The sequence below is a fragment of the Sphingobium sp. VMM genome, from assembly GCF_056790315.1.
Map to the genome: position 1 here is coordinate 143,471 of NZ_JBXGSI010000005.1, position 22,325 is coordinate 165,795.

Here is a 22,325-nt window from a genome sequence, read left to right on the forward strand (position 1 = left end):
TGTCCCTGTCCGCCTATCGCCGCCGCGAACGGCCGGAACGAAAGGACAGCGCGGCGATGCACATATTGGTCGATGCCGACGCCTGCCCGGTGAAGGAGGAAATCTACAAGGTTGCCTTCCGCCATGGCGTGCCGGTCACCATCGTCAGCAACAGCCCGATCCGCATTCCGGCGCATGAGTTGATCGACCGCGTGGTGGTGAGCGACGGGTTCGACGCCGCCGACGACTGGATCGCCGAACGCGCCGGTGCCGATACGCTGTGCATCACCGCCGATATCCTGCTCGCCGACCGTTGCCTCAAGGCCGGGGCGGGGGTGATCGCGCCCAATGGCAAGCCCTTCACCAGCGCTTCGATCGGCAGCGCGATCGCGGTGCGGGCGATCATGGCGGACCTGCGCGCCGGCGCCGTGGGCGATCCGGTCGGCGGGCCGCCGCCTTTCTCCAAGACGGATCGTTCGCGCTTCCTGTCCGCGCTGGACGAGGCGATCGTGCGGATCAAGCGGGGGCGGTGATGGGCGATTATGATGCGATAATCCTGGGTGCCGGCGCCGCCGGCATGATGTGCGCGGCGACTGCCGGCCAGCGCGGCCGCCGGGTGCTGCTGGCCGACCATGCCGATGCACCGGGCAAGAAGATCCTGATCTCCGGCGGCGGCCGCTGCAATTTCACCAATACCCATACCGCTGCCGATCGCTATCTGTCGGCCAATCCCCATTTCGCCAAATCGGCGCTGGGCCGCTACACGCCGCAGGATTTCCTTACCCTGATCGGCCGCTATGGCATTGCCTGGCATGAAAAGACGCTGGGGCAGCTGTTCTGCGACGGATCGGCGAAACAGGTCGTGGCGATGCTGGAAGAGGAATGCGCGGCCGGCGGCGTGACCATGGCGCTGGGCCAGCCGGTGACGGATATCAGCCATGGCGATGGCCTGTTTCGCGTCAAGCTGGGCGATCGCATCGTGTCGGCGCCGTCTTTGGTGCTGGCGACCGGTGGCCCGTCCATCCCGAAATTGGGCGCTACCGGCTTCGCCTATGAGGTCGCGCGCCAGTTCGATCTCAAGGTGGTGCAGCCCCGGCCGGCGCTGGTGCCCTTCACCTTGGGGCCGGATGACGCGCTGTTCCAGTCGCTGTCGGGCGTCTCGGCGGAGGTGGAGGTGCGCTGGAACAAGACCCGGTTCCGCGAGGCGGCGCTCTTCACCCATCGGGGCCTCTCCGGCCCGGCGATGCTGCAGATTTCCTCCTATTGGGAACATCGCACGCCGATCCACGTCAATTTCCTGCCCGATCTCGGCGTGGACTGGTTGCTGGCCGAAAAGCGCAATCGTCCGCGCACCGGCTTGCGGCGCGTGCTGGTCGAGCGCTTCCCCGAGCGCATGGCCGATGCCCTGCTCGAACGGATCGGCACGCAGGGTGACCTTGGCAATCTGCCCGACAAGACCCTGCGCCAGATTGGCGAGCGGCTGGCGGGCTGGTCCTTCATCCCGTCCGGCACCGAAGGCTATGCCAAGGCGGAGGTCACGGTTGGCGGCATCGCCACCGCCGGCCTGTCATCGCGGACGATGGAAGCCGCCAAGGTGCCGGGCCTCTACGCCATTGGCGAGGCGGTCGATGTCACTGGCTGGCTCGGCGGCTATAATTTCCAATGGGCCTGGGCCAGCGGCTGGGCGGCCGGGCAGGCGCTCTAGGGGCAATCGACATTCAGCCCTGACGGCCTGCAAATGGCGGTTCTCCGCGCTTCCGGTGCTCACGTACTTTGAGTACGCTGCGCTCCGGGTCACGGAAAACCACCATTTTCGTCACGTCATCATCTGAATGTCGATCGCCCCTAGGCACGCCCCACGGTCTGCGCCTGCGCGGCTGCGATGCTGGCCTGAAGATGCTGGCGGCGGAAGGGCTTGGAAAGGCGCGGAATATCCGGTGCGATCAGGTCGACGCCTTCATAGCCGGATATGATGAGCAACGCGATCTCGGGATGGTCGACGCGCAGCCGCAGCGCCAGTTCGGCGCCGGTCATGCCGGGCATGATATGGTCGGTGACGACGATGTCGGGCCGGAAATCGGCGGCGATCATGCTGAGCCCCAGTTCGGCATTGTCGATGTCGACCACGTCATAGCCTAGGTCGGTCAGCATTTCCCGCGTGCCATGGCGGACCAGGGCATTGTCGTCGATCAGCAGCACCTTGCCTTGCGTTGCTGCGATCTCGCCGCCATCGCCATCCGCCACGACGGCCACCGGCTTCTGCTTCTCGATCGGCAGCCAGAGCTGGATTTCCGTGCCCTGGCCCACTTCGCTGACGATTTCCAGCGCACCGCCCAACTGGCCGGCCAGACCATGGGCCATCGACAGGCCAAGACCGGTGCCATGGCCGACCGGCTTGGTCGTGAAGAAGGGCTCGGTTGCAGATGCCTTGACCGCTGGGGTCATGCCGATGCCGGTGTCGGTGATGCGCAGGCAGACAAATTGGCCGGGGATCAGTGGCACGGGGATGCGGCTCTTGCACCGTTCGGTGGAAATGATGACCTGCCCGCCGCTAGGCATGGCATCGCGGGCGTTGACCACCAGGTTGAGGATGGCCAGTTCCAGCTGATGTCGATCGGCCCGCACCGGCGGCACATCCGGCGCGGCGTCCACATGGAGAATGATCTGCGGGCCGACCGTGCTGACCAGCAAGGTCTGCATATTCTCCAGCGTCTCGGAAAGATTGACCGATGTCGGTTGCAACGGCTGGCGACGGCCAAAGGCGAGCAGCCGCTTGACCAGAGTCTGCGCGGTTTCCGCCGCCTGCATCGCGATATTGGCGGTGCGGGCGACCGCTTCGGGGGATCGGCCGCCGGCGATGATCTGGTCCAGTCCGCCGATGATCGGTGTCAGCAGATTGTTGAAGTCGTGCGCGACATGCCCGGTCAACTGGCCCAGCACGTCCATCTTCTGGATCTGTCGCAGCTTGTCCTGTGCACTTTCCAGTTCGCTCGTGCGCTCGCGCACGCGCTGGTCCAGATGATCGTTCAGGGACTCGAGCGCGCCGAAGAGCCGGCCATTTTCGAGTGCGGTGGACGCGGCCCGTGCCAGCGCTTCGAGCAGCGAAATCTCATTGTCGGTGGGCATCGCCGGTTCGGACCAATAGGCGCCCACGGCGGCGATCGGGTCGACCCGGCCGATCGGCACCATGATCATGCTGCGGACGAAGGTCTGGCTATAGGCATCCACCGGCACCCGCACATCGTCGAATATGTCGGCGATGACCGCGGTTTCCTGGTTCATCATCGCCCAGCCGGATACACATGTTTCCGCCGGAAATCGTTGCCCGGCCCATAAAGGCGCCTTGGCATCCTCCGCGATATAATAGCATTTTTCGCCTTCGCGCAGGACGATCGCAATGCCGTCGGCGCCGACGGCGCGTCGGGCAAAGGCGCGCAGGACGTTTACAACCGCATCCAAGGACCGTGCGCCGGCCAGAGCTTCCATGGCCTCGGCGGCTATGGTCCAGCGTGCCGCCAGCGCCTTCTGTGTCGAATGGTCTTCCCGGCCAAATGCTCCATTCATCGTGTGACCTCTGAAGTGGAAGGGAATCGCACTATATCATCGATCGGAAGGGCAGGGGAAATGGAGATTTGTCAGTAGGTTAAGACTAGGTGTGATTACATAATATACGAAATTTTACGGCCTGTTCGCGCAGCCGCGGAGCCATGAAATGCGGGGTGTCGAAATCGCCGTCATGGCTGTTGCGGTTCATTTTCCTGGGGCTGGGTCGGTGCGATCCGCGGTGGCGGCACGCCCTGCGGCGGCAGCGGCAAAGGCTGGTCGGACGGAAGGCGAAGCTGGTTGCCGTCGATCGTGACGGTCATTCCGCCCTGATCCATGCCGACGCCGACATTGCCGATGCCGGTTTCGACGCTGACATTGGCGATGGCGTTGACCAGGTCGGGATCCTGCTCTTCCTCGGGCACCTTCTCGACGGGTTCGTTGATGGCGCCGGCCATGAAATTGCGCCAAATACGTGCTGGCACACCGCCGCCAGCCGCGCCGCCGGGCAGCGGGGCATTGTCATCATTGCCGATCCACACCGCCGTCACCAGGCCGCCGGCATAGCCGACGAAAATCGCGTCGCGACTATCCTGGGTCGTGCCGGTCTTGCCAAAGGTGCTGGTGCGCAGCGCCGCGGCGCTGCCGGTGCCGCGATTGGCGGCGGATGACAGGAGGTCGCGGATCATTTCGAGCTGGTCGTCGCTGAAATGACGCTGGCGCTTCATCAGGCGATCGAACCAGCCCTGTTCCTCGGGCGGCAGGCCATGGGCCAGCACCGGATAGGCGCCGGCCGCCACCGACGCATAGGCTTCGGCCAGTTCCACCAGCGGGATTTCCGACGTGCCGAGCGCGAGGCTGAGATCCTCGGTCAGCGGCGCGGTAACGCCCAGATCACGGGCAACCTTGATGACATTGTCGACGCCGACCTTCTGGGTCAGGCGCACCGCCGCCACATTGCTCGACGCGGCAAAGGCCTGACGCAGCGTGATGCGGCCGCGATATTTGCCGCCATGATTGGCCGGGCGATAGGTGCCGGTGGTGATCGGCGTATCCTCGATCATGTCGTCGGGCGTCATGCCGGCGCGGAACGCGGCGAGATAGACGAACAGCTTGAAGGTCGAGCCGGGCTGGCGCTTCGCCTGCACGGCGCGGTTGAAGCTGCTCTTCTCGTAATTCTTGCCGCCGATCATGGCGACGACGCTGCCGTCGGGCTTCATCGCCACCAGCGCCACCTGTGCCCCGCCCAGCGGCGCGCGGCGGATCGCGGCTTCGGCGAGGCGCTGGATGCGCCAGTCGAGCGTCGTCTTCACTTCCTGCGCGCCATAGACGGCGCCGGCCCGGTCGCGTGCTTCCGGCAGCACCCAGTCGGCAAAATAGGTGCCGCTGGTGGCATCCGGGGACTCGCGGACATCAAGGCGGGCAGGGGCGAGCTGATCGCGCTGGGCCTTGCTGATATAGCCGGCCTCGACCATCGCCTGCGTCACCAGTGCGGCGCGCGCGCGCGCGCCCTTCAGGTTGCTGGTTGGCGCGAGGCGCGAGGGCGCCTTCAGCAGGCCGGCCAGCATCGCGGCCTGAGGTATGGTCAGCCGTTCGGGCTGACGATCGAAATAATGGAGCGAGGCGGCCCGCAGGCCATAGACATTGTCGCCGAAATAGACGTTCGAGAGATAGCGTTCGAGGATCTGGTCCTTGGTCAGCCAGGCCTCCAGCCAGAAGGCGATCAGCGCTTCGCGCGCCTTGCGGCCCATGGTCCGGTCGCTGGACAGAAATACGCCCTTGGCCAGCTGCTGGGTGATGGTGCTGCCGCCCTGCGACGATCCGTCGGACCAGATATTGTGCCACATGGCGCGGGCGATGCCGCGCGGATCGACACCCCAATGGTCATAGAAGCGGCGATCCTCGATCGCCATGAAGGCCTGGGGCACATGGGCGGGCAGCTTGGCCACCTCCACCGGCTTGTCGATGATGGCGCCGCGCCGCGCGACCAGATGGCCGTCGGCCGACATCAGGCTGATGCTGGGCGGGGCAATGGGCTGGAGCGAACGCGACATGGGCGCCGTCACCGCCAACCAGGCGATGATCAGCATCAACAGGGCCAGACCTGTCGCCACGATCCAGCCGAAAATCTGCAGCCGCCGCTTCCACGGGGTGGGCGGGGCAAAGGCGCTGGGCGGCCCGGCGCCGAACGGGCGCGCTTCGTCGGCGGCCGGGGCAGGCGTGCCGGTAGGGGCGGGGTTGGGCAATTCGGTCATCGGCACGGCCATGCTGTATTATGTTGTTGATACGGTCAAGTCTGTCCCGCGACGGGACATCCCGGATTTTACGAAATTTGCCATGGAACTAATGGTAAATATCGCGTTAACCAATCCTTATGAGAAACCGAGTCCTCGTCCTCACCAACGAAGCCGCCCGTCACCCCTTTCGGCAGCGGCTGCCCCGTCACATCTTCCAGCTGACGGACGATGCGTCGTCGCAGGCGCGTCGCCGCCGTGATGTGGCTGTCTCCGACGATAATGACTGGAAGCTGTTCGTGCTGAGCTTCTCGGCCTTCTTCACGGCGTTCTACAGCTTCATCTTCTAAAGCTCGCCGCTGCAGGCCGGGCCGTCACAGGCCTTGTGCAGCCGCCAGGCCAGCCAGGCGCAGGGCAGGCACATCGCCGCCACCAGCAGCAGCTGATAGACCACCTCCAGGCCGGCTAGGGTCAGGCCGATCGCGATCAGTGATCCGACCACCATGGCGCCGGAATTGACGATATTATTGGCCGCCACGGTGCGCGCCGCTTCGCACTTCTCGACCGTGGTCGTGAGGAAGGCGTAGAGCGGCACCACGAACATGCCGCCAAAGGTCGCCACGCCGAGCAGGCAGAGCGACAGCGGGATCGCCATCGGATGGGCGAGGAAGCCGGCGAGCGGCAGCATCTGGCCGCCCGGCGCCGGCGTCCACAGGTCACACACCACATGGAAGGCGATGATGCAGCAGCCCATGCCGATCACCGACGCGGGTGCATATTTGGCCGAGACATGGCCGGCGAGCAGCCGGTTGATCGCGATCGATCCGATCGCGATGCCGATCGAGAAGATCGCCAGGAACAGGCTGGCGACCGACTTGTCCGCGGTCAGGACATTCTTCACCAGCGGCGGGAACTGGATGAACAGCACCGATCCCACGGCCCAGAAGAAGCTGATCGACATGATCGCCAGATAGAGGCGCGGAATATGCATCGTGCCCCGCACCAGCGCGACCGAGGATCGGATGACGTGGAAGTCGATCGGCTGCTTGGCGAGCAGCGATGGGGCAGGGGGCACGGCCCGGCTGGCAAAATAGCCGATGAAGGCGGTCACCACCACGCCGATGGCCGCGGCCTCGATCGGGATGATGCCGGCGAGGATGGTGCCGGCCAGGATCGCGATATAGGTGCCGGCTTCCACCAGCCCGGTGCCGCCCAGAACCTCGTCATCGTGCAGATGTTGGGGCAGGATCGCATATTTGATCGGGCCGAAGAAGGTGGAGTGGATGCCCATCGCGAACAGCGCGGCGAGCAGCAGTGGGATCGCCAGGATATGGACGGCAATGCCGCTCCAGATCAGCGCCAGGCCGGTCGCGCCGACCGTCATGATGATGATTTCGGCTGCCTTCACCCAGCGGATGATGACGGCCTTGTCGCGCTGATCGGCCAATTGGCCCGACAGGGCGGACAGCAGGAAGAAGGGAATGATGAAGATGCCGGTGGCCAGCGCACTGAACCAGGTTTCGGACCGCTCGTCATTATAGACCTGATACACCACGAACAGCACCATGGCGTTCTTGAACAGGTTATCGTTGAAGGCGCCGAGAAGCTGGGTGATGAAAAGCGGCAGAAAACGGCGCTTTTTGAGGAGCCTGAGTGAGGCTTGCATGAGTGCGTTTGGCTTTTCGCTGTGGACGACCGGGGGGCGGTCTAGCCGCTGCAGGCGGGCCTGTCCAATTTCCTGTTCACTTCTTGCTGCCTTCGCTTGTGCCCGATGCGGGACTGTGGCAGGTCGCCCTGATGCTGACGCTGCCCAATTTGCTGACGCTTTCGCGCATCATCACCGTGCCCTTGCTGGTGGCCCTGTTGTGGCCCGGCGAGATGGGCGCGCGCTGGACCACGGGCTATGGCCTTGCCTTCGGTCTCTACTGCCTGATGGGCATCACCGACTATTTCGACGGCTACCTCGCCCGTGCGCAGGGTGCGGTGTCGAAGCTCGGCGTGTTCCTTGATCCGATCGCGGACAAGATCATGGTTGGCGCGGTCATCCTGATGCTCGCCGCGACGCGCGACATCGCCGGCATCCATATCGCAGCCGCGATGATCATTCTGCTGCGCGAGATCGCCGTGTCGGGGCTGCGGGAATTTCTGGCCGGCCTTCAGGTGTCGGTCCCGGTGTCGCGCCTGGCCAAGTGGAAGACGACGTTCCAGTTGATCGCGCTGGGCGCCCTGATCCTGGCCGGTGCCGTGCCGCAATTCCCCTTCGTGCAGAGCGTCGGCATCCTGACCCTGTGGGCGGCCGCGATCCTGACGCTGATTACCGGCTGGGATTATCTGCGCGTCGGCATCAAGCATATGGACTGACCGGCATGGCCGCTGTGACCCTCGTCTATTTTGCCTGGGTGCGCGAAGCCATTGGCCGCGATGAGGAGCGGGTCGAACTGGCTTCGCCGGATGAGACCATAGCGGAACTGGTGGCGCGACTGGCTGCGCGGGGCGATGGCTATGCCGAGGCGCTGGCCGATCCCGATCGGTTGCGCGCGGCGCTGGACCAGCAATTTGTCGGTTTCGATCAGGCAATCGGCACGGCGCGGGAACTGGCGCTGTTCCCGCCGGTCACGGGTGGATGAAACGGGTCGCCATCCAGGCGGATGATTTCGATATTTCGGCCGAACTTGCCGCGCTCGAAGCGCTGGGCGGCGGCGGGGTGGCCAGTTTCACCGGTATCGTCCGCGGCGAAGAGGGGCTGGTGGCGCTGGAACTGGAACATTATCCGGCGATGACGCAGCGCCAGGCCGAACGGATCGCGGAGGAAGCGATGGCGCGCTGGCCGCTGCTGGGCCTGTCGATCATCCATCGTCATGGTCGGCTGCAGCCGGGCGATCGGATCGTGTTCGTCGGCACGGCATCACGGCATCGCGCGGCGGCGCTGGAAAGCTGCGCCTTCCTGATCGACTGGCTGAAATCGCGCGCGCCCTTCTGGAAAAAGGCGCATTATGCCGATGGCGCAGGCGCCTGGGTCGCGCCCCGCGCCGAGGATGAGGCCAAGGCGCAGGGCTGGGATCGCTGATCGATCAGGCCGCGTTGGCGCGGATCGCGGGATGGTCCGCCGCGTCGCGCAATATCTCGGCGAGCAGATGGAATTCCTTTTCGCGCGGGCTGTTCTTGCGCCAGACCAGGGCAATGTCGCGCCAGGCATGATCGGACTGCAGCGGGCGCGCGGTGATATTGGTATGTTCCAATATGCCGCCGGCCAGCGCCATTTCCGGCAGCATGGTGACGCCCAGGCCATTGTCGACCATCTGGATAAGCGTGTGGAGCGAGGTGCCCATCATCGTCGCGCTGGCGCGCAGGTCGGGGCGATTGCAGGCCGCCAGCGCATGGTCCTTCAGGCAATGCCCGTCTTCCAGCAGCAGCAGCTTGTTCTCGTCGATCATGTCCGGCTTGATCCAGTCCGGCGGATTGGTCGGATCGTCGCGCGGGAAGGCGACATAGAGCGGATCCTGGAACAATATTTCGCTGTCCAGTTCGCCGGTCGGATAGGGCAGCGCCATCAGCACGCAGTCGACATTGCCATGGCGCAGCGAATCGATCGCCGCCTGGGTCGTTTCCTCGCGTAGATAGAGTTTCAATTCCGGCCGGTCGGCGCGCAGGCGGGGCAGTAGGCGCGGCAGCAGGAAGGGCGCGATCGTCGGGATGACGCTCATCCGCAATTCGCCGGTCAGCGGCTTGCCCGATGCCTCGGCGATGGCGGCCAGCTCCTCCGCCTCGCGCAGGACGCGGTGCGCCTTTTCGACGATGCGATCGCCCAGCGCCGTGAAGCGCACGACGCGGCGCGTTCGCTCGACCAGCGTGACGCCGATCAGGGACTCCAGTTCGCGGATGCCGGCCGACAGGGTGGACTGGGTCACATAGCAGCTGTCGGCCGCCTTGCCGAAATGGCCATGTTCCTTCAGCGCAACCAGATATTGCAGCTGCTTGAGCGTGGGCATGTAGTTCGACATTTATCGGATTCCTGAATTAGAAATCCGAATATAAGCGAATTATCCGATATAACCAAGATATTTGGCGATGCCGAAGGCCGACGTCAGGGTCAGGATGATGCCGACGGCCACGAACAGCACTTTTGGCGCGACATGGCGGGCCAGCATGGCGCCAAAGGGGGCTGCCACCACGCCGCCGATCAACAGGCCGATCGTGTAGGTGGTGAAGCTTTCCCAGCCCAGATGGAACAGGAAGGTCAGGCTGATCGACAGGGTCAGGATGAATTCGACGCTGTTGACCGTGCCGATGGTGTGGCGCGGGCTCGATCCCTGGATCAGCAGGTTGGACGTCACGACCGGACCCCAGCCGCCGCCGCCCGACGCATCCATGAAGCCACCGACCAGGCCCAGCGGCGCGACCCATTTCGGGCTCTTGCTGTGCGGGGGGAAATGGAAGCCGCGCCAGATCAGGTAGATGCCGATCGCTGCCAGATAGAATTGGACGAAGGGCTTGATGATCGCGCCGTCGATATTGGACAGCAGATAGGCGCCCGCCACGCCGCCGATCACGCCGGGAATGACGAGCCGGGCGAACAGGGCCCAGTCGACATTGCGGTGCAGGATATGGCTGATCGCGGACACACCGGTGGTGAAGGTTTCGGCGGCATGGACGCTGGCGGACGCGCGGCTGGGCGGCACGCCCATGGCCAGCAGCAGGGTGCTGGAAATCACGCCATAGGCCATGCCAAGGGCGCCATCGATAATCTGCGCGCCGAAGCCGATCAGGATGAAGGGCAGTATTTCGCCAAAATGGGCGATAAATGTGTCGATCATCCAAACACCTTCGTTCTAATTGTCTACCTCAATGATTGGTATATCTTGAGGCGCCAAGCAAGTTTCTGTTTTGGGCCGGGAAGGCGAATTAGGGCGCGCTCTGGAAAAATTGCCGCTTAATCTCTATGTTGCTGGCAACAGGGTAAAAGGGGCGCGCCAGCAGGGCGGGTCCGTTCAGGGACGTTTCGATGCTGCGTAATCTCATCGCCTATCTGGATTCGGTCAAGTCGCGCGACCCTGCGCCGCGATCGCGGGCGGAAATCCTGCTCTATCCCGGTATCTGGTCGCTGGCCTTCCATCGCGTGGCGCATCGTCTCTATCGGGCGCGGCTCTATTTCCTGGCGCGGGCGGTCAATCATCTGTCGCGCTTCCTGACCGGCAATGACATTCATCCCGGCGCGAAGATCGGCAAGCGCTTCTTCATCGATCATGGCTTCACCGTGATCGGCGAGACGGCGGAGATTGGCGACGACGTCACTCTCTATCAGAATGTGACGCTGGGCGGGACCGATCCCGCCAACGGAATCGCCGGCAAGCGCCATCCGACGCTGGAAAATGGCGTGATCGTGGGGTCGGGCGCGCAGGTGCTGGGCCCGGTCCGTGTCGGCGCCCGTGCCCGTGTCGGCGCCAATGCGGTGGTGACCAAGGATGTTGCGGAGGCCGCGACCATGGTCGGCATCCCCGCGCGCGCGATGCTGGTCGATGTCACCGCTTATCAGCGCGACTTCCTGCCCTATGGCACGCCCTGCTCCGATTGTTTCGATCCCGAAAAGCAGAAGCTGGAATTGCTGCAGTGCGAAGTGGAGCAGTTGCAGAAGCGGCTGGCTGAGTTGCTGGCGCAGAAGCAGGTGCCCGAACTGCCTGCCGATGACGTCGCCCTGTTCAAGGAGCGTGGCCGGGCCTGATGTCCAATGTGACGCCGTTCCCAGCACCCAACGGCCAGCAACAGGGGCAGGTCGGGTTCGATCGCCTGGAGTTGCAGCGGATCATGGATCTCTATGGCCGCATGGTCGCTGCCGGACACTGGCGCGACTATGCCATGGACCTGGGGCGTGAGGCGGCGATTTTCTCCGCTTTTCGGCGCTCTGCCGAGCGTCCTGAATATCGGATCGAGAAGCGGCCGGCGTTGCGCAATCGCCAGGGCATGTGGACGCTGGTGGGGGAAGCGGGTCATGTGCTCAAGCGCGGGCAGGAGTTGCAGGGCATATTGGCGCCTGTCGAACGCAAATTGATGCGCATCGTCGAGGATTGACCCGCAGATCCGGTTAATTGCGCCCGCGCGCTGCGGCAGTTCGGCGCATTTTCCATTCGCCCCACGTCCACATGTGCCCGCGTAGCGCCAAGTCGCGTTGCAACAGCGTCATGACCCGACTTATGCTGCATCGCGTCAACAGGTGGCTGGTTCCACTGACGCGGCAACTGTCCGAGCAGGCCGGGGGCCTCGATCTTTGTCAGGGCGAGAGGTGCGCGCATCCGGATTTTCCGGAGCGCTCTGTCGCGTCCTGTCCGGATCGGGGCGATCGGTTGCGGGCATATTGTCGATTAGCTTGCACATTGGACAAGGAGAATTGTCATGCGGATCGTGATGACCGGATCTGGTTATGTTGGTCTGGTATCGGGCGCCTGCCTCGCGGATTTCGGCCACGAAATCATCTGCGTCGACAAGGATGAGCGCAAGATCGCCAAGTTGCGCGAAGGCGGCGTGCCGATCTATGAGCCGGGCCTGGCCGATCTCATTGCGCGCAACGTCAAGGCGGGCCGATTGAGCTTCACGACCGATCTGGCAACGTCCGTGGCAGACGCCGATGTCGTCTTCATTGCGGTCGGTACGCCGGCGCGTCGGGGCGATGGCCATGCCGACCTCAGCTATGTCTATGATGCCGCGCGCGAGATCGCCGGGGCGCTCAAGGGCTTTACCGTTGTGGTTACGAAGTCGACCGTGCCGGTCGGCACCGGCGACGAGGTCGAACGGATCATTCGCGAAACCAATCCCGACGCCCAGTTCGCGGTCGCCTCCAATCCCGAATTCCTGCGCGAGGGCGCCGCGATTGAGGATTTCAAGCGTCCGGATCGCATCGTCGTCGGCATCGAGGACGAGCGTGCTCGTCCGGTGATGGAGGAGGTCTATCGCCCGCTCTACCTCAACCAGGCGCCGCTGCTGTTCACCGGTCGCCGTACCAGCGAACTGATCAAATATGCCGCCAACGCCTTCCTGGCGATGAAGATCACCTATATCAACGAGATGGCCGAACTGTGCGAACGGGTCGGCGCGGATGTGCAGCAGGTGGCGCGCGGCATTGGCCTGGATAACCGGATCGGTTCGAAATTCCTGCATGCCGGCCCCGGCTATGGTGGCTCCTGCTTCCCCAAGGACACGCTGGCGCTGGTCAAGACGGCGGAAGATTCCGGCGCGCCCATTCGCCTGATCGAAACCACCGTCGCGATCAACGAAAGCCGCAAGCGCGCCATGGCGCGCAAGGTGATCGGCGTGTGCAACGGATCGGTGCGGGGCAAGACGATTGCGGTGCTGGGCCTGACCTTCAAGCCCAATACCGACGATATGCGCGATGCGCCGTCGCTGTCGATCATCCAGGCACTGCAGGACGGCGGTGCGCAGATCCGTGCCTTCGACCCCGAAGGGATCGAGGCGGCCCAGCCGCTGCTGCAGAATGTCGATTTCTTCCACGATCCCTATGCGGCGGCGCAGGGAGCCTCGGCCGTCGTACTGGTCACCGAATGGGATGCGCTGCGCGCGCTCGACCTGTCGCGCCTGCGCGGCGTGATGGCTGGCAATGGCCTGGTCGACCTGCGCAACATCTATCGGCCCGAAGTCGCTGAAGCGGCTGGATTTATCTATGACAGCGTTGGCCGTGGCATGGCGCCGGAGCCCGAAATGCTGGTTGAAGCTGCCGAGTAAAAGTTCCTCGCCTCGTCGCAAAAATAGCTGATTTGCGACGAGGCGAGCTTGTCTGGAAGCAATTGTTAACCCTCGTGGCGGACCCTTTAGGGACACCAAAACGGGGGTTGCATTATGCGCAGCAAATCGGCCGGTTCCATGATCGGAGCCGGAGCAATCATTACGTCTGTCTTCGCGGCAGGCGCCGCCACGATCCTGTCGGGCGGAACCAGCACGACCAGCAGCTCATCGACCAGCACGGCCGATAGCGGCACGGTCACCATCTCCAGCAGCAGTGCGAGCAGTGCGACGACGACCAGCACGGCGACGACCAGCAGCACCAGCAACAGCTTTGCCGACTTCGACTTCGCCAACGGCACGGTATTGCCGGGCAAGGCGACGCTCTGGATCGGCAACGCGACCTACAAGCCGGGCAGCAGCACCGCCTATGTCCCGGTCTATCTCGATCGGGCGACGCCCAATACGGTGATCGCGCGGATCACCACGCTGAACGGCACGGGCGCGCTGAAGGCGACGTCGGGCACCAATTACAAGACGGTCGATACCGTCGTCATCTTCCGGCCGGGCGATCCGCTGGAACAGACGGTGGAAGTGCCGGTCATTAGCGCCAGCGAAGGCCAGCAGTTCAGCGTGAAGCTGCGTGAGGCGCCCTGGGGCGCACTGCAGGGGCAGTCGACGGCAACCGTCACGGCCAAGGCCTATGTCGCGGCCACCGAGAAGGCGACCGGCACCTTTCGCGAAGCGCGGACCTTCGCGGCCTCGGGCACGCTGCAGTTCGAACTGCTCAAGGACACGCACAAGCGGTCGGTCGATGGCGGCTGGGACCGTTGGGCCACGACCCTGTCGCATGGCCGGGCGCAGACCGGCAATGGCGAGACCGGCCTCTATGTTGACACCACCACCTATCCGGGGATCGAAGGGCCGGTCTACTGGAGCAACAAGGGCCTGGTGCTGCACAGCCAGGTGCTCAAGACGCCGATCAGCTATCAGGGCGTAACCTATAATTATGGCGCGTCGATCCTGGATGGCCGCAACTTCCTCGCCTCGCAGATCGGCTATGGCCAATATGAGTGGGAAGCGAAGATGCCCAATCGACGTGGTTCCTGGCCCGCTTTCTGGCTGATCTCGACCAGTGGCTGGCCGCCGGAAATCGATGTCTATGAAGGCTTTGGCTATCAGAGCTATTGGGATTTCGATCGCCATGTAGGCCAGACGATCCATGTCGGTGCCAACAGCACCCGCTATGACCAGCGCGGCATCGTCATCCAGACCGAACAGGCCTATGGCCTGTCGGGCTATTCGCAGGATTTCCACAAGTTCGCGGTCGATATCCAGCGTGACTACATCACCTGGTTCGTCGACGGCAAGGAAACCTACCAGTCGGTCAACCCGTTCAAGGGCTTCCGCTTCTATCCGCTGATGAATGTCGCGGTGAAGACGACGGGCGCCTATGATGATGGCAGTGGTGACATGACCATCCGTAGCTTCAAGGTCTATTCGGCGCCATAATAGGCCCGGCTGCCCCGGCCTGTCAGGGCATAGAGGCGGCCCCAGCATTTGATCCACTGCCCGGCGATGTCGACCCGTCGCGCGCCGGGCAGCAACAGGGCGAGGAGCCCGGCGGTGCGCATCGCGAACACCGCCAGCGTCCGGCCGAACAGGGTGAGGGTGCCGACCATACCGGGCCGATGCTTCCGGCGGGTCAGCGTCTCGGTAAAGCCGATCCGCCACATGCGGGACAGTATCCAGCCGAGCCGGACCCGTTCGGGTGGTACCCATTCGCTGACCCGCGCATCCGTCGCCCAGCCGAAGCTGAGGCCGGTATCATATAGCCGGGTGAGGTAATCCAGATCCTCGCCGCCGCTGCGATTGAAGCGCGGATCGAACCAAGGGGCGGGCAGCGTCTCCAGCGCCTTGCGGCTGAGCAGCAGATTGTTGCTGGCCCATAGCATGTCAGTGGCGCCTGAAGGCCGTTCCTCAGCCCGGAACACCAGCGCTTCGCGTGCCCAGTGTGGCGGTGGACGCAGGAAATGGGCGTCGACGGGGCCGCCAACCACATCGGCGCCACACATTTCTCGGGCCGCAAGGAGTGCGTCAAGCCAACCGGGCTGTGGCCATTCGTCATCATCGATCATCGCCAGATACTGCATAGCCGGAGCCGCGAGCGCGGTGGCGACGATCGCGTTGCGGACCGAGCAAAGGCCCGGCTCGGGCACATGCAGGATATGGATCGGCAGAGGATAATCGGGATCGTCCTGCATCTCGTGCGCGACCATCGCCCCTTCCTGCCCGACGGGGTCGTTGTCGGCGACCAGCAACTGGACATCGTCATGCGGCACGACGGCGGCCAGGCTTTCGAGCAGGTGGCGCAACTGGCCCGGCCGGCGGAACGTCGGGATGGCGATCCAGATGGTCGGGGCGGCGGGCATCAGGCAGCAACCTTGACCGGGGTCGGGCGGGCGCGCCCGCCGCGTTGCAGCCATTTGATGATCTTGTGGCCCGGCAGTTCGATCAGCCGATAGCTGGCCCAGCAGAGCAGCCAGGTGGCGATCAGCATGGCGGCGATGAAGATCCAGTCATGGCCGATAAAGCCATGGCGATGGGCGATGCCCATGACGCGGGCCATGATGTCGCGGACCAGTGGATGCCACAGATAGATGGAGTAGCTGATCAGGCCCAGATGATAGCTGACCGGGTTGGCCATCACCGCGCGGGCGGCGGCGCCGTCATAATAGCAGGTGAGGACCAGCGCAGGCATCAGGCACACGACCATCACGTCGGCGGCTCGGGGCAGCATCAAGGCGACAGCGATGATGACACATATGGCGGCAAATCGGCCGGGGCCATCGAGCAGGCTGCGGGTCAGCGCCATGTCACGGATGCGATAGGTCAGGACGCCCAGGGCAAAGCCGGCAAGGCAGCGCAGCAGCGTCAGCACTGTGTCATAATCGTTGACATCCAGGGGACCACTGGCGCCCCGGCCGGAACTGGCGACCAGCACCAGAATGCCGACGCACAGCGCCAGCTGCGCCCAGGCCCAGCGGGAAAAGGCCATGATCGCGATCAGCGGGTAAAGGAGATAGGCCGCGACCTCCGTGCTGACCGACCAGCTGTTGCCGGCGATCGGCTGGGTGCCCCATCCCCAGCTCTGGATCATCAGCAGGTTGGTGAGGATATTGGGCAGGTCGAGCGGGATCGCCTGCGTCCCCGAGACATTGACCAGGATGCGGGCCATGAACACCAGCGTCACGATCAGGTGCAACGGCCAGACGCGGGCGGTGCGGTTGATCAGGAAGTCCATGTAACTGGACCGCCCCAGATTGTGCATCAGCCGGTCATAATAGCCGTAGGAAATGACGAAGCCACTGAGAATGAAGAATAAATCGACCGCCAGATAGGCGCGCGAGAAAAGCGGGATCGCGAAGGCCTGAAAGGCCGGCGCATGGGGAATATGGTAGAGCAGGACCGAAACGGCGGCGATGCCGCGCAGGCCCGTGAGCGAGGAAATTCTCATGCGGCATGTCTCCCGGCCGGCGGCGCGTCGTCGAAGGCGGCGGCGATGGCGTCCCACAGCGGCTTGCGGCGCAGGGAACCGTCCAGCGGCAATCCGCGCGACAACTGGCCATCGGGCCATTTATAATCCTTGTAGTTGGACAGCCAGGAATAGCGGTCCGACAGGCCCCAGCAGAGCACCGCCTGCATCGCCGGATTGTCCAGCGCGACATCGATGAAGGCGCGGCCGACACTGGCAACTTCGCTGTCACGTTTGGCCGGGTTGGGTGGGCCGCCAATGTCGGCAATGTCGAACTCGGTAATCTCCAGCTTCAGGTCATAGCCGCGCAACTGGTCGAGGAAATCGGCGAAGCGGCGCTCGTCGAACCCCTCCTTATAGGGTTTGAGATGACCCTGGATGCCGATCGCGTCGATCGGCACATCGCGCGCTTTAAGCCGGTCGAGCAGCTTCAGCATCGCGGTCCGGCGCCGTTCGCAGCGGGGCGAGTCATGTTCGATGCCATAATCGGTCAGGAACAGGGTCGCCTTGGGATCGGTCTCGCGCGCGGTGTGGAAGGCGATGTCGATATAATGTTCGCCCAGCGCCTGCATCCACATGCTGTCGGCGCGCATCCCGTCGGCACGGCCGTCATTGGGCTCCAGCGCCTCGTTCACCACGTCCCATTCCTGAATGCGGCCGGCATAGCGGGGCATGGCCGTGGTGATATAGCTGGTCATCAGCTTCTGGCGGCCGCGATCGCTGGCGGCCTGCAGTGCGGGTTCCAGCCATTTGGGCTGGGCGGCATACCAGACCAGGGCATGGCCGCGCGCGCGCATGTCATGCTTCTGGGCGAAATCGATGATCTGGTCGGCACCGCTGAAATCATATTGGCCCGGCTTGGGCTCGGTCGTGCCGCGCTTCAGCTCATATTCCTGCACCAGGATATTGCATTCCTGCGCCACCGCCTGGGTAAAGCCGGCATCCTCGCGCAACTGGCGCGACTTGACCGCCGCGCCGAAATAGCGGCCCTTGGCACGGGCATGAGTGGCGAGGCCGGGCGGCATGGCGGCCGCCGCCACGCCAGCGGGCAGCGTCGCCGCCAGCGCCATGCCGCCGGCCAGAAATTCGCGACGCTTCACAGGCGCGGCCTCCCGCCCACCATCTGGGCCATGTCGATCCAGCGATCGGAAATCCGGCGATAGACCGGGTCTGGCAGGATGATCTGCATCAGCACGGTCGCAGCCAGCCGCGGGCCGAAGGCGCCGCGCAGCACCGCGCCGACATAATAGCGCATCGCCTGAAACCGGCTGGTCGGCCAGATGCTCTTCGCCGCATGCCAGCCCATATAGGCGGAAAAGGCGCGGGCCGAGATATGGGGGCGCAGGTCGCGCAGCCAGATGAGGCTGCCGACGCTGCCGCGCACCGCCGACAGCCGATGTTCGGCATCGCGGTCGGCCCAGATCGTGCCGGGCCGCGCGGTCATCTGGAACTGACCGCCGGCCAGCGCCAGACGGACGGCAAAGTCGGTATCGTCGCCGAACTTCACATCCTCGCGATAGCGGACCTTGTTGGCGAGGCCGCGACTGAGCGCCAGGCTGCTGGTCTGGATGAAGCCGCGATCGCACATGAGATAGCGGTCGATCGTCTCGCCGGTCGCGATCGCGCGCGGGGGCTTCAGGAAATTGCGGCCCTGGCCGCGATCGACCAGCACCTGGCCGTAGGCGACCACATTCTCGTCCTGTTGCAGCAGGGGCAGCAGGTCGGCCAGATGATGGGGCAGGAAGCGGTCATCGCAGTCGAGGAAGGCGATATAGCGCCCGCGCGCCTGCACGATCCCGGTGTTGCGCGCCGCCGATGCGCCGCGATTGGGCTGGACGATGATGCGCAGGCGCGGATCTGCGATCCCGGCCAGCACCTGTTCGGTGTCGTCGGTCGATCCGTCGATCACGACGATCACCTCGATCAGCGCGATTGTCTGGTCGAGCGCGGATAGCACCGCGTCGACCACCTTGTCGCGTCGCTGATAGGTCGGGATGACCACGGAAAAGAGCGGCGAGGCCGCCTGTTCCTGCAGCGCGGACGGAGGTTGCCAGGCCGCCATCACGAACGGGCGCCGCTACTGAGGGCATCGGCCTTGCCGAAGCGCAGGACGAAGCCGTTGACGAGCGAACGATAGAGCGACTTTGGCATGTAGGAGCGCAGCACCTGGCGCGCGATCACCCGTGGCGGCACGCCGCCGGCGGTCAGGCCGATGGCGAGGTCGCGGATCGCCGCGACCGGGCGGATCGGCGCCATATGATAGGCGAGCACGGTGGCACGATAGCCGCGCCGCGCCCGGTTGGTCAGCATATGGCCGCAGCGATCGAGCCAGTCGAGCGAGGTTTCATAGCCGCGCACATAGGAGGTGCGGCCTACCTCTGTGGCGTCCAGCCAGATGGTGAGCGGTCGGTCGATCATGCGGAAGCGCGCGCCGGCGCCCTGAAGCCGGACGCAGAAGTCGAGATCCTGCCCCTTCTTGAGCGCGGGGTCGAACAGCACCTGCTGGGCCATCCGGGTTGGCACGACCATCGTCGAGGTCTGCATGAACTGGTTGGCGCAGAAGAGATATTCGCCGACATCCTCATCTTCCCGAATGCCGCGGTCGGGGCGGATCCAGTAGCGATCGACGCCTCGATCGACTTTCATCCGCGAATAGAGAACCGTGCGGCCGCCGTCGCCCGCCAGCGCTTCCGCCATGGTCGACAGCTTGCCGGGTAGGAACAGGTCGTCGGAATCGAGGAAGGCGATGTAGCGCCCCTCGGCGGCGAGGATGCCCCGATTGCGCGCCGCACCACCACCGGCATTGTCCTGCCGGATGTAACGCAGGCGCGGGTCGCCGATCGCCTCGATCACCGGGCTGGGATTGTCATGCGAGCCGTCATCGACGACCACGATCTCGAAATCGGTCCAGTCCTGCGCCAGTACCGACCGGATCGTGTCGGTGACCACGTTGGCGCGGTTGTAGAGCGGGATGACGACGGAGAAGAAGGGGATGTTGGTCATGCGCCATGGACCTTTCGATATTCTTCATAATGGACGCCGGTGAGGCCGGCGATCTTGCCCGCGGCGCGATAGAGCTTGCCGAGGCGCTCCACCCGCTTGCCGCGGTCCAATGTGGTGAGGGGGCCGACAGCGCCGACCAGGAAGCCGACCGCGATGCGGGGGCTTTCGCTGAGCGCCGCACGAAGGGCGCCGCCATGGGTGCGGGCGACGATCATGTCGGTCATGCCGACGCGATAACCGCGCATCAGCAGCCATTTGGTGGTGACCCGGCTGGCCGGGATGAGCTCGGTGACCAGCGCTTCCTCCGACCAGGCAAAGCGGAAACCGGCGCGCTGCATCCGGGTGAAGAGCTGCTTGTCCGACCCGCCGGTGAGCGCCATGCGCTCGTCGAACGGGCGGGCGCCGATGCGGCGCAATGCGTTGGCCGACATCAGGACATTGGCGGTGCTGTCGACCAGCGAGACCGGGCCGGATTTGTCGCGGCGCTTGGGCTGGAGCAGCGGATGACGCGAGGCCCAGGCGGGCAGCGGGCTGTCCATTTCGCGCAGCACCGCGCCGCCGACGACATCGGCGTCCCAGCGATCGGCAGCCGTCACCAGCGCGTCGATCCAGCCGGGACATGCCGCCTCGTCATCGTCCATCATCGCCACATGGGTGACGCCGGGCCGGGCAAGAGCCGCCTCGACCAGCGCATTGCGGACCAGAGGGATGCCGCGTTCACGCACCAGCAGCGCCTCGATCGGCCAGCGATAGCCCGATGTCGCCAGCGCCTCCGCCACGGCCAGCCCCTGCTGCTCCCTGGCGTCATTGTCGGCGACCAGCACATCGATTCGGTGCCGGGTTTCCAGCGCGGCGAGCGAGGCAAGCGTGCGCCGCACCCCCTGAGGGCGATTGCAGGTCGCGATGCAGATGACGACATTAGCCATGGGTAGCCTCCGGGCGGGCGAGAAAGCGGCGGCGCCACTGCGGAAGCGGGCGCGCCTTGTAGGTGGCGTGGGCAGCGGCGATGGCCGCCAGGAAGATCACCCAGACCTGCCGATCCTTGTCGAAGAACGAGGTTTCCAGCAGATTCTGGTAAAGGACGAAGACCCAGATCGCGAAGCAGGGCACCATGATCGGCCGGTTCTGCGGCGTCGCCCCGGTCAGGAACCAGATGGCGGGCAGCGCCAGGAAGGTGAGCAGCAACATGATGAGGCCGAGCGGTCCGGTGGTCACCAGGATTTCCAGATAGCCATTGTGCGAATGGGCGGTCAGCGTCTGGAACGCCTGGTTGAGATAATCGAGCGAGGGGCTGCGATCACCGACCTGCCAGAAGCCGCCGAAACCCGCACCCAGGAAGGGGTGATCCTTGAGATAGGCGAGGTCGACTTCCCAGATAGACACGCGGCCAGTGAAGGAGGTGGGATCGGCGAAGATCCGCTCCACCACCGGCTGGAAGGCGACATAGAGCCACAGCACCCCGACCATGCCGAGCGCGACCATGATCAGCAGTACCGCGCGTTTCTGGGTGGAATCGCTCAGTGCCCGATAGACGGCGCAGACGCCCAGGATGGCGAAGGACAAGGCGAGCGAGGTCTTGCTCTTGGTGCCGATCACGAAGACGAAGGCCATCACCGAGAAGAGGGCATAATACCATTTCTTGGTATCGACCCAGGCATTGGCCGCGACCATGAAGGTGAGCGCCATGACCGCGCCGGCAATATTCTTGTGGAAGAAGAAGCCGCGCCAGGCGCCGATCAGCGCCTTGTCGCTCTCGGTCGGCGGATGGACCGCCGCCGAGGTCAAGGGCAGCGAGACCCAGCAGATGATGAGGGACAGGATCAGGGCGTAGCGCAGTGCCTGGAGCAGCCTTTCGGGCCCGATCAGGCTGAGCGCGCTGAAAGTGATGTAGATCACGATCAGCTGCTGCATCGCCCGCTTGAACGACACGAACGGATCGACACCCCAGCTGCAGGTGATGAAGAACCAGGCGAGCATGATGGCCAGCGGCCAGAGCGTGAAGCGATAGCGTGGCGGATAGCGGCGGATCAGTTGCACACCGGTCAGCAGCAGGGCAAAGCCGATGAACAGCGCCTGCTTGAACAGGTCCGACCCGTTATTTTCCTGCGCCATGGCGACCAGTTCATCCTGGGTGCGCGAGGCGAAGGGCTGCTGGCCGATGAAGACCAGCATCAGGAAGGTGAAATAGAAGATTTGGGCGACCAGGATCAGCCGGGCGCTTTCGGTCTTCTTGATGGCGGCGACGCCCGGCCGGGTCAGGACCGGGGCGGGAATGTCACGATGCCAGGGGGTGCTTGCCATCG

General features: G+C 64.4%; 22 protein-coding genes. 10 read left to right on the forward strand and 12 right to left on the reverse strand.

Translation table 11 applies throughout. From position 1 onward, the window contains the following. The first annotated feature begins 56 nt into the window (after nucleotides 1–56). Together ACUCV3_RS08645 and ACUCV3_RS08650 are read left to right on the forward strand one after the other, a co-directional pair. Nucleotides 57–512 carry a YaiI/YqxD family protein gene (locus tag ACUCV3_RS08645; RefSeq protein ID WP_279776128.1) on the forward strand — a complete coding sequence of 152 codons (456 nt, stop codon included), beginning with the start codon at nucleotides 57–59 and terminating at the stop codon, nucleotides 510–512. Then, on the forward strand, nucleotides 512–1,684 hold the full coding sequence (locus tag ACUCV3_RS08650) for a BaiN/RdsA family NAD(P)/FAD-dependent oxidoreductase (RefSeq protein WP_279731881.1): 1,173 nt from the start codon (nucleotides 512–514) through the stop codon (nucleotides 1,682–1,684). The genes ACUCV3_RS08645 and ACUCV3_RS08650 overlap by 1 nt, the downstream gene beginning before the upstream one ends. A gap of 140 nt (nucleotides 1,685–1,824) precedes the next feature. Here ACUCV3_RS08650 and ACUCV3_RS08655 read toward each other — a convergent pair whose 3' ends face one another. Both ACUCV3_RS08655 and ACUCV3_RS08660 read right to left on the reverse strand, forming a co-directional pair. Next, nucleotides 1,825–3,543, reverse strand: coding sequence for an ATP-binding protein (locus ACUCV3_RS08655; RefSeq protein ID WP_279731880.1), 1,719 nt, complete (start codon nucleotides 3,541–3,543; stop codon nucleotides 1,825–1,827). A gap of 170 nt (nucleotides 3,544–3,713) precedes the next feature. After that, nucleotides 3,714–5,789, reverse strand: coding sequence for a transglycosylase domain-containing protein (locus ACUCV3_RS08660; protein WP_279776129.1), 2,076 nt, complete (start codon nucleotides 5,787–5,789; stop codon nucleotides 3,714–3,716). 107 nt (nucleotides 5,790–5,896) lie between these two features. Here ACUCV3_RS08660 and ACUCV3_RS08665 point away from each other — a divergent pair, with 107 nt between their 5' ends. Next, a complete protein-coding gene (locus ACUCV3_RS08665) occupies nucleotides 5,897–6,106 on the forward strand; it encodes a hypothetical protein (protein ID WP_004212393.1) in 210 nt (69 codons plus the stop codon). Here ACUCV3_RS08665 and ACUCV3_RS08670 read toward each other — a convergent pair. Further along, nucleotides 6,103–7,422, reverse strand: coding sequence for an MFS transporter (locus tag ACUCV3_RS08670; protein WP_097382938.1), 1,320 nt, complete (start codon nucleotides 7,420–7,422; stop codon nucleotides 6,103–6,105). The genes ACUCV3_RS08665 and ACUCV3_RS08670 overlap by 4 nt on opposite strands. 131 nt (nucleotides 7,423–7,553) lie before the next feature. Between ACUCV3_RS08670 and pgsA the strand changes: the two genes are divergently transcribed. The 3 genes from pgsA to ACUCV3_RS08685 are packed head-to-tail and all read left to right on the forward strand — an operon-like array spanning nucleotide 7,554 to nucleotide 8,823. Continuing rightward, entirely contained in the window at nucleotides 7,554–8,117 is a 564-nt protein-coding gene (gene pgsA / locus ACUCV3_RS08675) for a CDP-diacylglycerol--glycerol-3-phosphate 3-phosphatidyltransferase (RefSeq protein WP_004212395.1), read from the forward strand. Nucleotides 8,118–8,122: 5 nt separating this feature from the next. After that, the gene (gene moaD / locus ACUCV3_RS08680; protein ID WP_279731067.1) at nucleotides 8,123–8,383 is read left to right on the forward strand and encodes a molybdopterin converting factor subunit 1; all 261 of its coding nucleotides are present in this window, start codon (nucleotides 8,123–8,125) and stop codon (nucleotides 8,381–8,383) included. Continuing rightward, nucleotides 8,380–8,823 carry a molybdenum cofactor biosynthesis protein MoaE gene (locus ACUCV3_RS08685; protein WP_279731068.1) on the forward strand — a complete coding sequence of 148 codons (444 nt, stop codon included), beginning with the start codon at nucleotides 8,380–8,382 and terminating at the stop codon, nucleotides 8,821–8,823. The genes moaD and ACUCV3_RS08685 overlap by 4 nt, the downstream gene beginning before the upstream one ends. Before the next feature lie 4 nt (nucleotides 8,824–8,827). Here the strand turns inward: ACUCV3_RS08685 and ACUCV3_RS08690 are convergent, their stop codons facing one another. Then, nucleotides 8,828–9,757 (reverse strand): hydrogen peroxide-inducible genes activator, encoded by a 930-nt coding sequence (locus ACUCV3_RS08690; protein ID WP_004212401.1) that lies wholly within the window; start codon nucleotides 9,755–9,757, stop codon nucleotides 8,828–8,830. Nucleotides 9,758–9,796: 39 nt separating this feature from the next. Continuing rightward, nucleotides 9,797–10,570, reverse strand: a complete 774-nt coding sequence (locus ACUCV3_RS08695; protein ID WP_279731069.1) for a sulfite exporter TauE/SafE family protein — start codon at nucleotides 10,568–10,570, stop codon at nucleotides 9,797–9,799. Nucleotides 10,571–10,758: 188 nt separating this feature from the next. On the opposite strand from ACUCV3_RS08695, the gene epsC reads away from it, so the two are divergent. From epsC to ACUCV3_RS08715, 4 genes are all read left to right on the forward strand, one after another. Then, the gene (gene epsC, locus ACUCV3_RS08700) at nucleotides 10,759–11,475 is read left to right on the forward strand and encodes a serine O-acetyltransferase EpsC (RefSeq protein WP_010339066.1); all 717 of its coding nucleotides are present in this window, start codon (nucleotides 10,759–10,761) and stop codon (nucleotides 11,473–11,475) included. After that, the gene (locus ACUCV3_RS08705; RefSeq protein WP_069338373.1) at nucleotides 11,475–11,822 is read left to right on the forward strand and encodes a DUF2794 domain-containing protein; all 348 of its coding nucleotides are present in this window, start codon (nucleotides 11,475–11,477) and stop codon (nucleotides 11,820–11,822) included. Before epsC ends, ACUCV3_RS08705 begins: the two co-directional genes overlap by 1 nt. A gap of 321 nt (nucleotides 11,823–12,143) precedes the next feature. After that, nucleotides 12,144–13,487, forward strand: a complete 1,344-nt coding sequence (locus ACUCV3_RS08710) for a UDP-glucose dehydrogenase family protein (protein ID WP_004212408.1) — start codon at nucleotides 12,144–12,146, stop codon at nucleotides 13,485–13,487. A gap of 114 nt (nucleotides 13,488–13,601) precedes the next feature. Further along, nucleotides 13,602–14,996: a glycoside hydrolase family 16 protein gene (locus ACUCV3_RS08715; RefSeq protein WP_482240558.1), complete on the forward strand. Its 1,395-nt coding sequence runs from the start codon at nucleotides 13,602–13,604 to the stop codon at nucleotides 14,994–14,996. On the opposite strand, the gene ACUCV3_RS08720 is transcribed toward ACUCV3_RS08715, so the two are convergent. Genes ACUCV3_RS08720 through ACUCV3_RS08750 form a run of 7 tightly spaced genes read right to left on the reverse strand, consistent with a single transcriptional unit; the run spans nucleotide 14,981 to nucleotide 22,323 of the window. Further along, a complete protein-coding gene (locus ACUCV3_RS08720) occupies nucleotides 14,981–15,916 on the reverse strand; it encodes a glycosyltransferase family 2 protein (protein WP_279731070.1) in 936 nt (311 codons plus the stop codon). The two genes, ACUCV3_RS08715 and ACUCV3_RS08720, sit on opposite strands and share 16 nt — an antisense overlap. Further along, nucleotides 15,916–17,001: an acyltransferase family protein gene (locus ACUCV3_RS08725; protein ID WP_279731071.1), complete on the reverse strand. Its 1,086-nt coding sequence runs from the start codon at nucleotides 16,999–17,001 to the stop codon at nucleotides 15,916–15,918. Before ACUCV3_RS08725 ends, ACUCV3_RS08720 begins: the two co-directional genes overlap by 1 nt. Further along, on the reverse strand, nucleotides 16,998–18,119 hold the full coding sequence (locus ACUCV3_RS08730; RefSeq protein WP_279731072.1) for an endo-1,4-beta-xylanase: 1,122 nt from the start codon (nucleotides 18,117–18,119) through the stop codon (nucleotides 16,998–17,000). Before ACUCV3_RS08730 ends, ACUCV3_RS08725 begins: the two co-directional genes overlap by 4 nt. Then, a complete protein-coding gene (locus tag ACUCV3_RS08735; protein ID WP_279731079.1) occupies nucleotides 18,116–19,081 on the reverse strand; it encodes a glycosyltransferase family 2 protein in 966 nt (321 codons plus the stop codon). Before ACUCV3_RS08735 ends, ACUCV3_RS08730 begins: the two co-directional genes overlap by 4 nt. Then, nucleotides 19,081–20,022 (reverse strand): glycosyltransferase family 2 protein, encoded by a 942-nt coding sequence (locus ACUCV3_RS08740; protein ID WP_279731073.1) that lies wholly within the window; start codon nucleotides 20,020–20,022, stop codon nucleotides 19,081–19,083. Before ACUCV3_RS08740 ends, ACUCV3_RS08735 begins: the two co-directional genes overlap by 1 nt. Beyond that, nucleotides 20,019–20,948, reverse strand: coding sequence for a glycosyltransferase family 2 protein (locus ACUCV3_RS08745; protein ID WP_279731074.1), 930 nt, complete (start codon nucleotides 20,946–20,948; stop codon nucleotides 20,019–20,021). The genes ACUCV3_RS08740 and ACUCV3_RS08745 overlap by 4 nt, the downstream gene beginning before the upstream one ends. Then, the gene (locus ACUCV3_RS08750) at nucleotides 20,941–22,323 is read right to left on the reverse strand and encodes an O-antigen ligase family protein (RefSeq protein WP_279731075.1); all 1,383 of its coding nucleotides are present in this window, start codon (nucleotides 22,321–22,323) and stop codon (nucleotides 20,941–20,943) included. Before ACUCV3_RS08750 ends, ACUCV3_RS08745 begins: the two co-directional genes overlap by 8 nt. Nucleotides 22,324–22,325 lie beyond the last annotated feature (2 nt).

Excerpts from the sequence above, each read along its gene's own strand:
- ACUCV3_RS08645 (WP_279776128.1), top strand. The coding sequence starts at position 57 with ATGCACATATTGGTCGATGCCGACGCCTGCCCGGTGAAGGAGGAAATC.
- ACUCV3_RS08650 (WP_279731881.1), top strand. The coding sequence starts at position 512 with ATGGGCGATTATGATGCGATAATCCTGGGTGCCGGCGCCGCCGGCATG.
- ACUCV3_RS08655 (WP_279731880.1), bottom strand. The coding sequence starts at position 3,543 with ATGAATGGAGCATTTGGCCGGGAAGACCATTCGACACAGAAGGCGCTG.
- ACUCV3_RS08660 (WP_279776129.1), bottom strand. The coding sequence starts at position 5,789 with ATGGCCGTGCCGATGACCGAATTGCCCAACCCCGCCCCTACCGGCACG.
- ACUCV3_RS08665 (WP_004212393.1), top strand. The coding sequence starts at position 5,897 with ATGAGAAACCGAGTCCTCGTCCTCACCAACGAAGCCGCCCGTCACCCC.
- ACUCV3_RS08670 (WP_097382938.1), bottom strand. The coding sequence starts at position 7,422 with ATGCAAGCCTCACTCAGGCTCCTCAAAAAGCGCCGTTTTCTGCCGCTT.
- pgsA (WP_004212395.1), top strand. The coding sequence starts at position 7,554 with ATGCTGACGCTGCCCAATTTGCTGACGCTTTCGCGCATCATCACCGTG.
- moaD (WP_279731067.1), top strand. The coding sequence starts at position 8,123 with ATGGCCGCTGTGACCCTCGTCTATTTTGCCTGGGTGCGCGAAGCCATT.
- ACUCV3_RS08685 (WP_279731068.1), top strand. The coding sequence starts at position 8,380 with ATGAAACGGGTCGCCATCCAGGCGGATGATTTCGATATTTCGGCCGAA.
- ACUCV3_RS08690 (WP_004212401.1), bottom strand. The coding sequence starts at position 9,757 with ATGTCGAACTACATGCCCACGCTCAAGCAGCTGCAATATCTGGTTGCG.
- ACUCV3_RS08695 (WP_279731069.1), bottom strand. The coding sequence starts at position 10,570 with ATGATCGACACATTTATCGCCCATTTTGGCGAAATACTGCCCTTCATC.
- epsC (WP_010339066.1), top strand. The coding sequence starts at position 10,759 with ATGCTGCGTAATCTCATCGCCTATCTGGATTCGGTCAAGTCGCGCGAC.
- ACUCV3_RS08705 (WP_069338373.1), top strand. The coding sequence starts at position 11,475 with ATGTCCAATGTGACGCCGTTCCCAGCACCCAACGGCCAGCAACAGGGG.
- ACUCV3_RS08710 (WP_004212408.1), top strand. The coding sequence starts at position 12,144 with ATGCGGATCGTGATGACCGGATCTGGTTATGTTGGTCTGGTATCGGGC.
- ACUCV3_RS08715 (WP_482240558.1), top strand. The coding sequence starts at position 13,602 with ATGCGCAGCAAATCGGCCGGTTCCATGATCGGAGCCGGAGCAATCATT.
- ACUCV3_RS08720 (WP_279731070.1), bottom strand. The coding sequence starts at position 15,916 with ATGCCCGCCGCCCCGACCATCTGGATCGCCATCCCGACGTTCCGCCGG.
- ACUCV3_RS08725 (WP_279731071.1), bottom strand. The coding sequence starts at position 17,001 with ATGAGAATTTCCTCGCTCACGGGCCTGCGCGGCATCGCCGCCGTTTCG.
- ACUCV3_RS08735 (WP_279731079.1), bottom strand. The coding sequence starts at position 19,081 with ATGGCGGCCTGGCAACCTCCGTCCGCGCTGCAGGAACAGGCGGCCTCG.
- ACUCV3_RS08740 (WP_279731073.1), bottom strand. The coding sequence starts at position 20,022 with ATGACCAACATCCCCTTCTTCTCCGTCGTCATCCCGCTCTACAACCGC.
- ACUCV3_RS08745 (WP_279731074.1), bottom strand. The coding sequence starts at position 20,948 with ATGGCTAATGTCGTCATCTGCATCGCGACCTGCAATCGCCCTCAGGGG.
- ACUCV3_RS08750 (WP_279731075.1), bottom strand. The coding sequence starts at position 22,323 with ATGGCAAGCACCCCCTGGCATCGTGACATTCCCGCCCCGGTCCTGACC.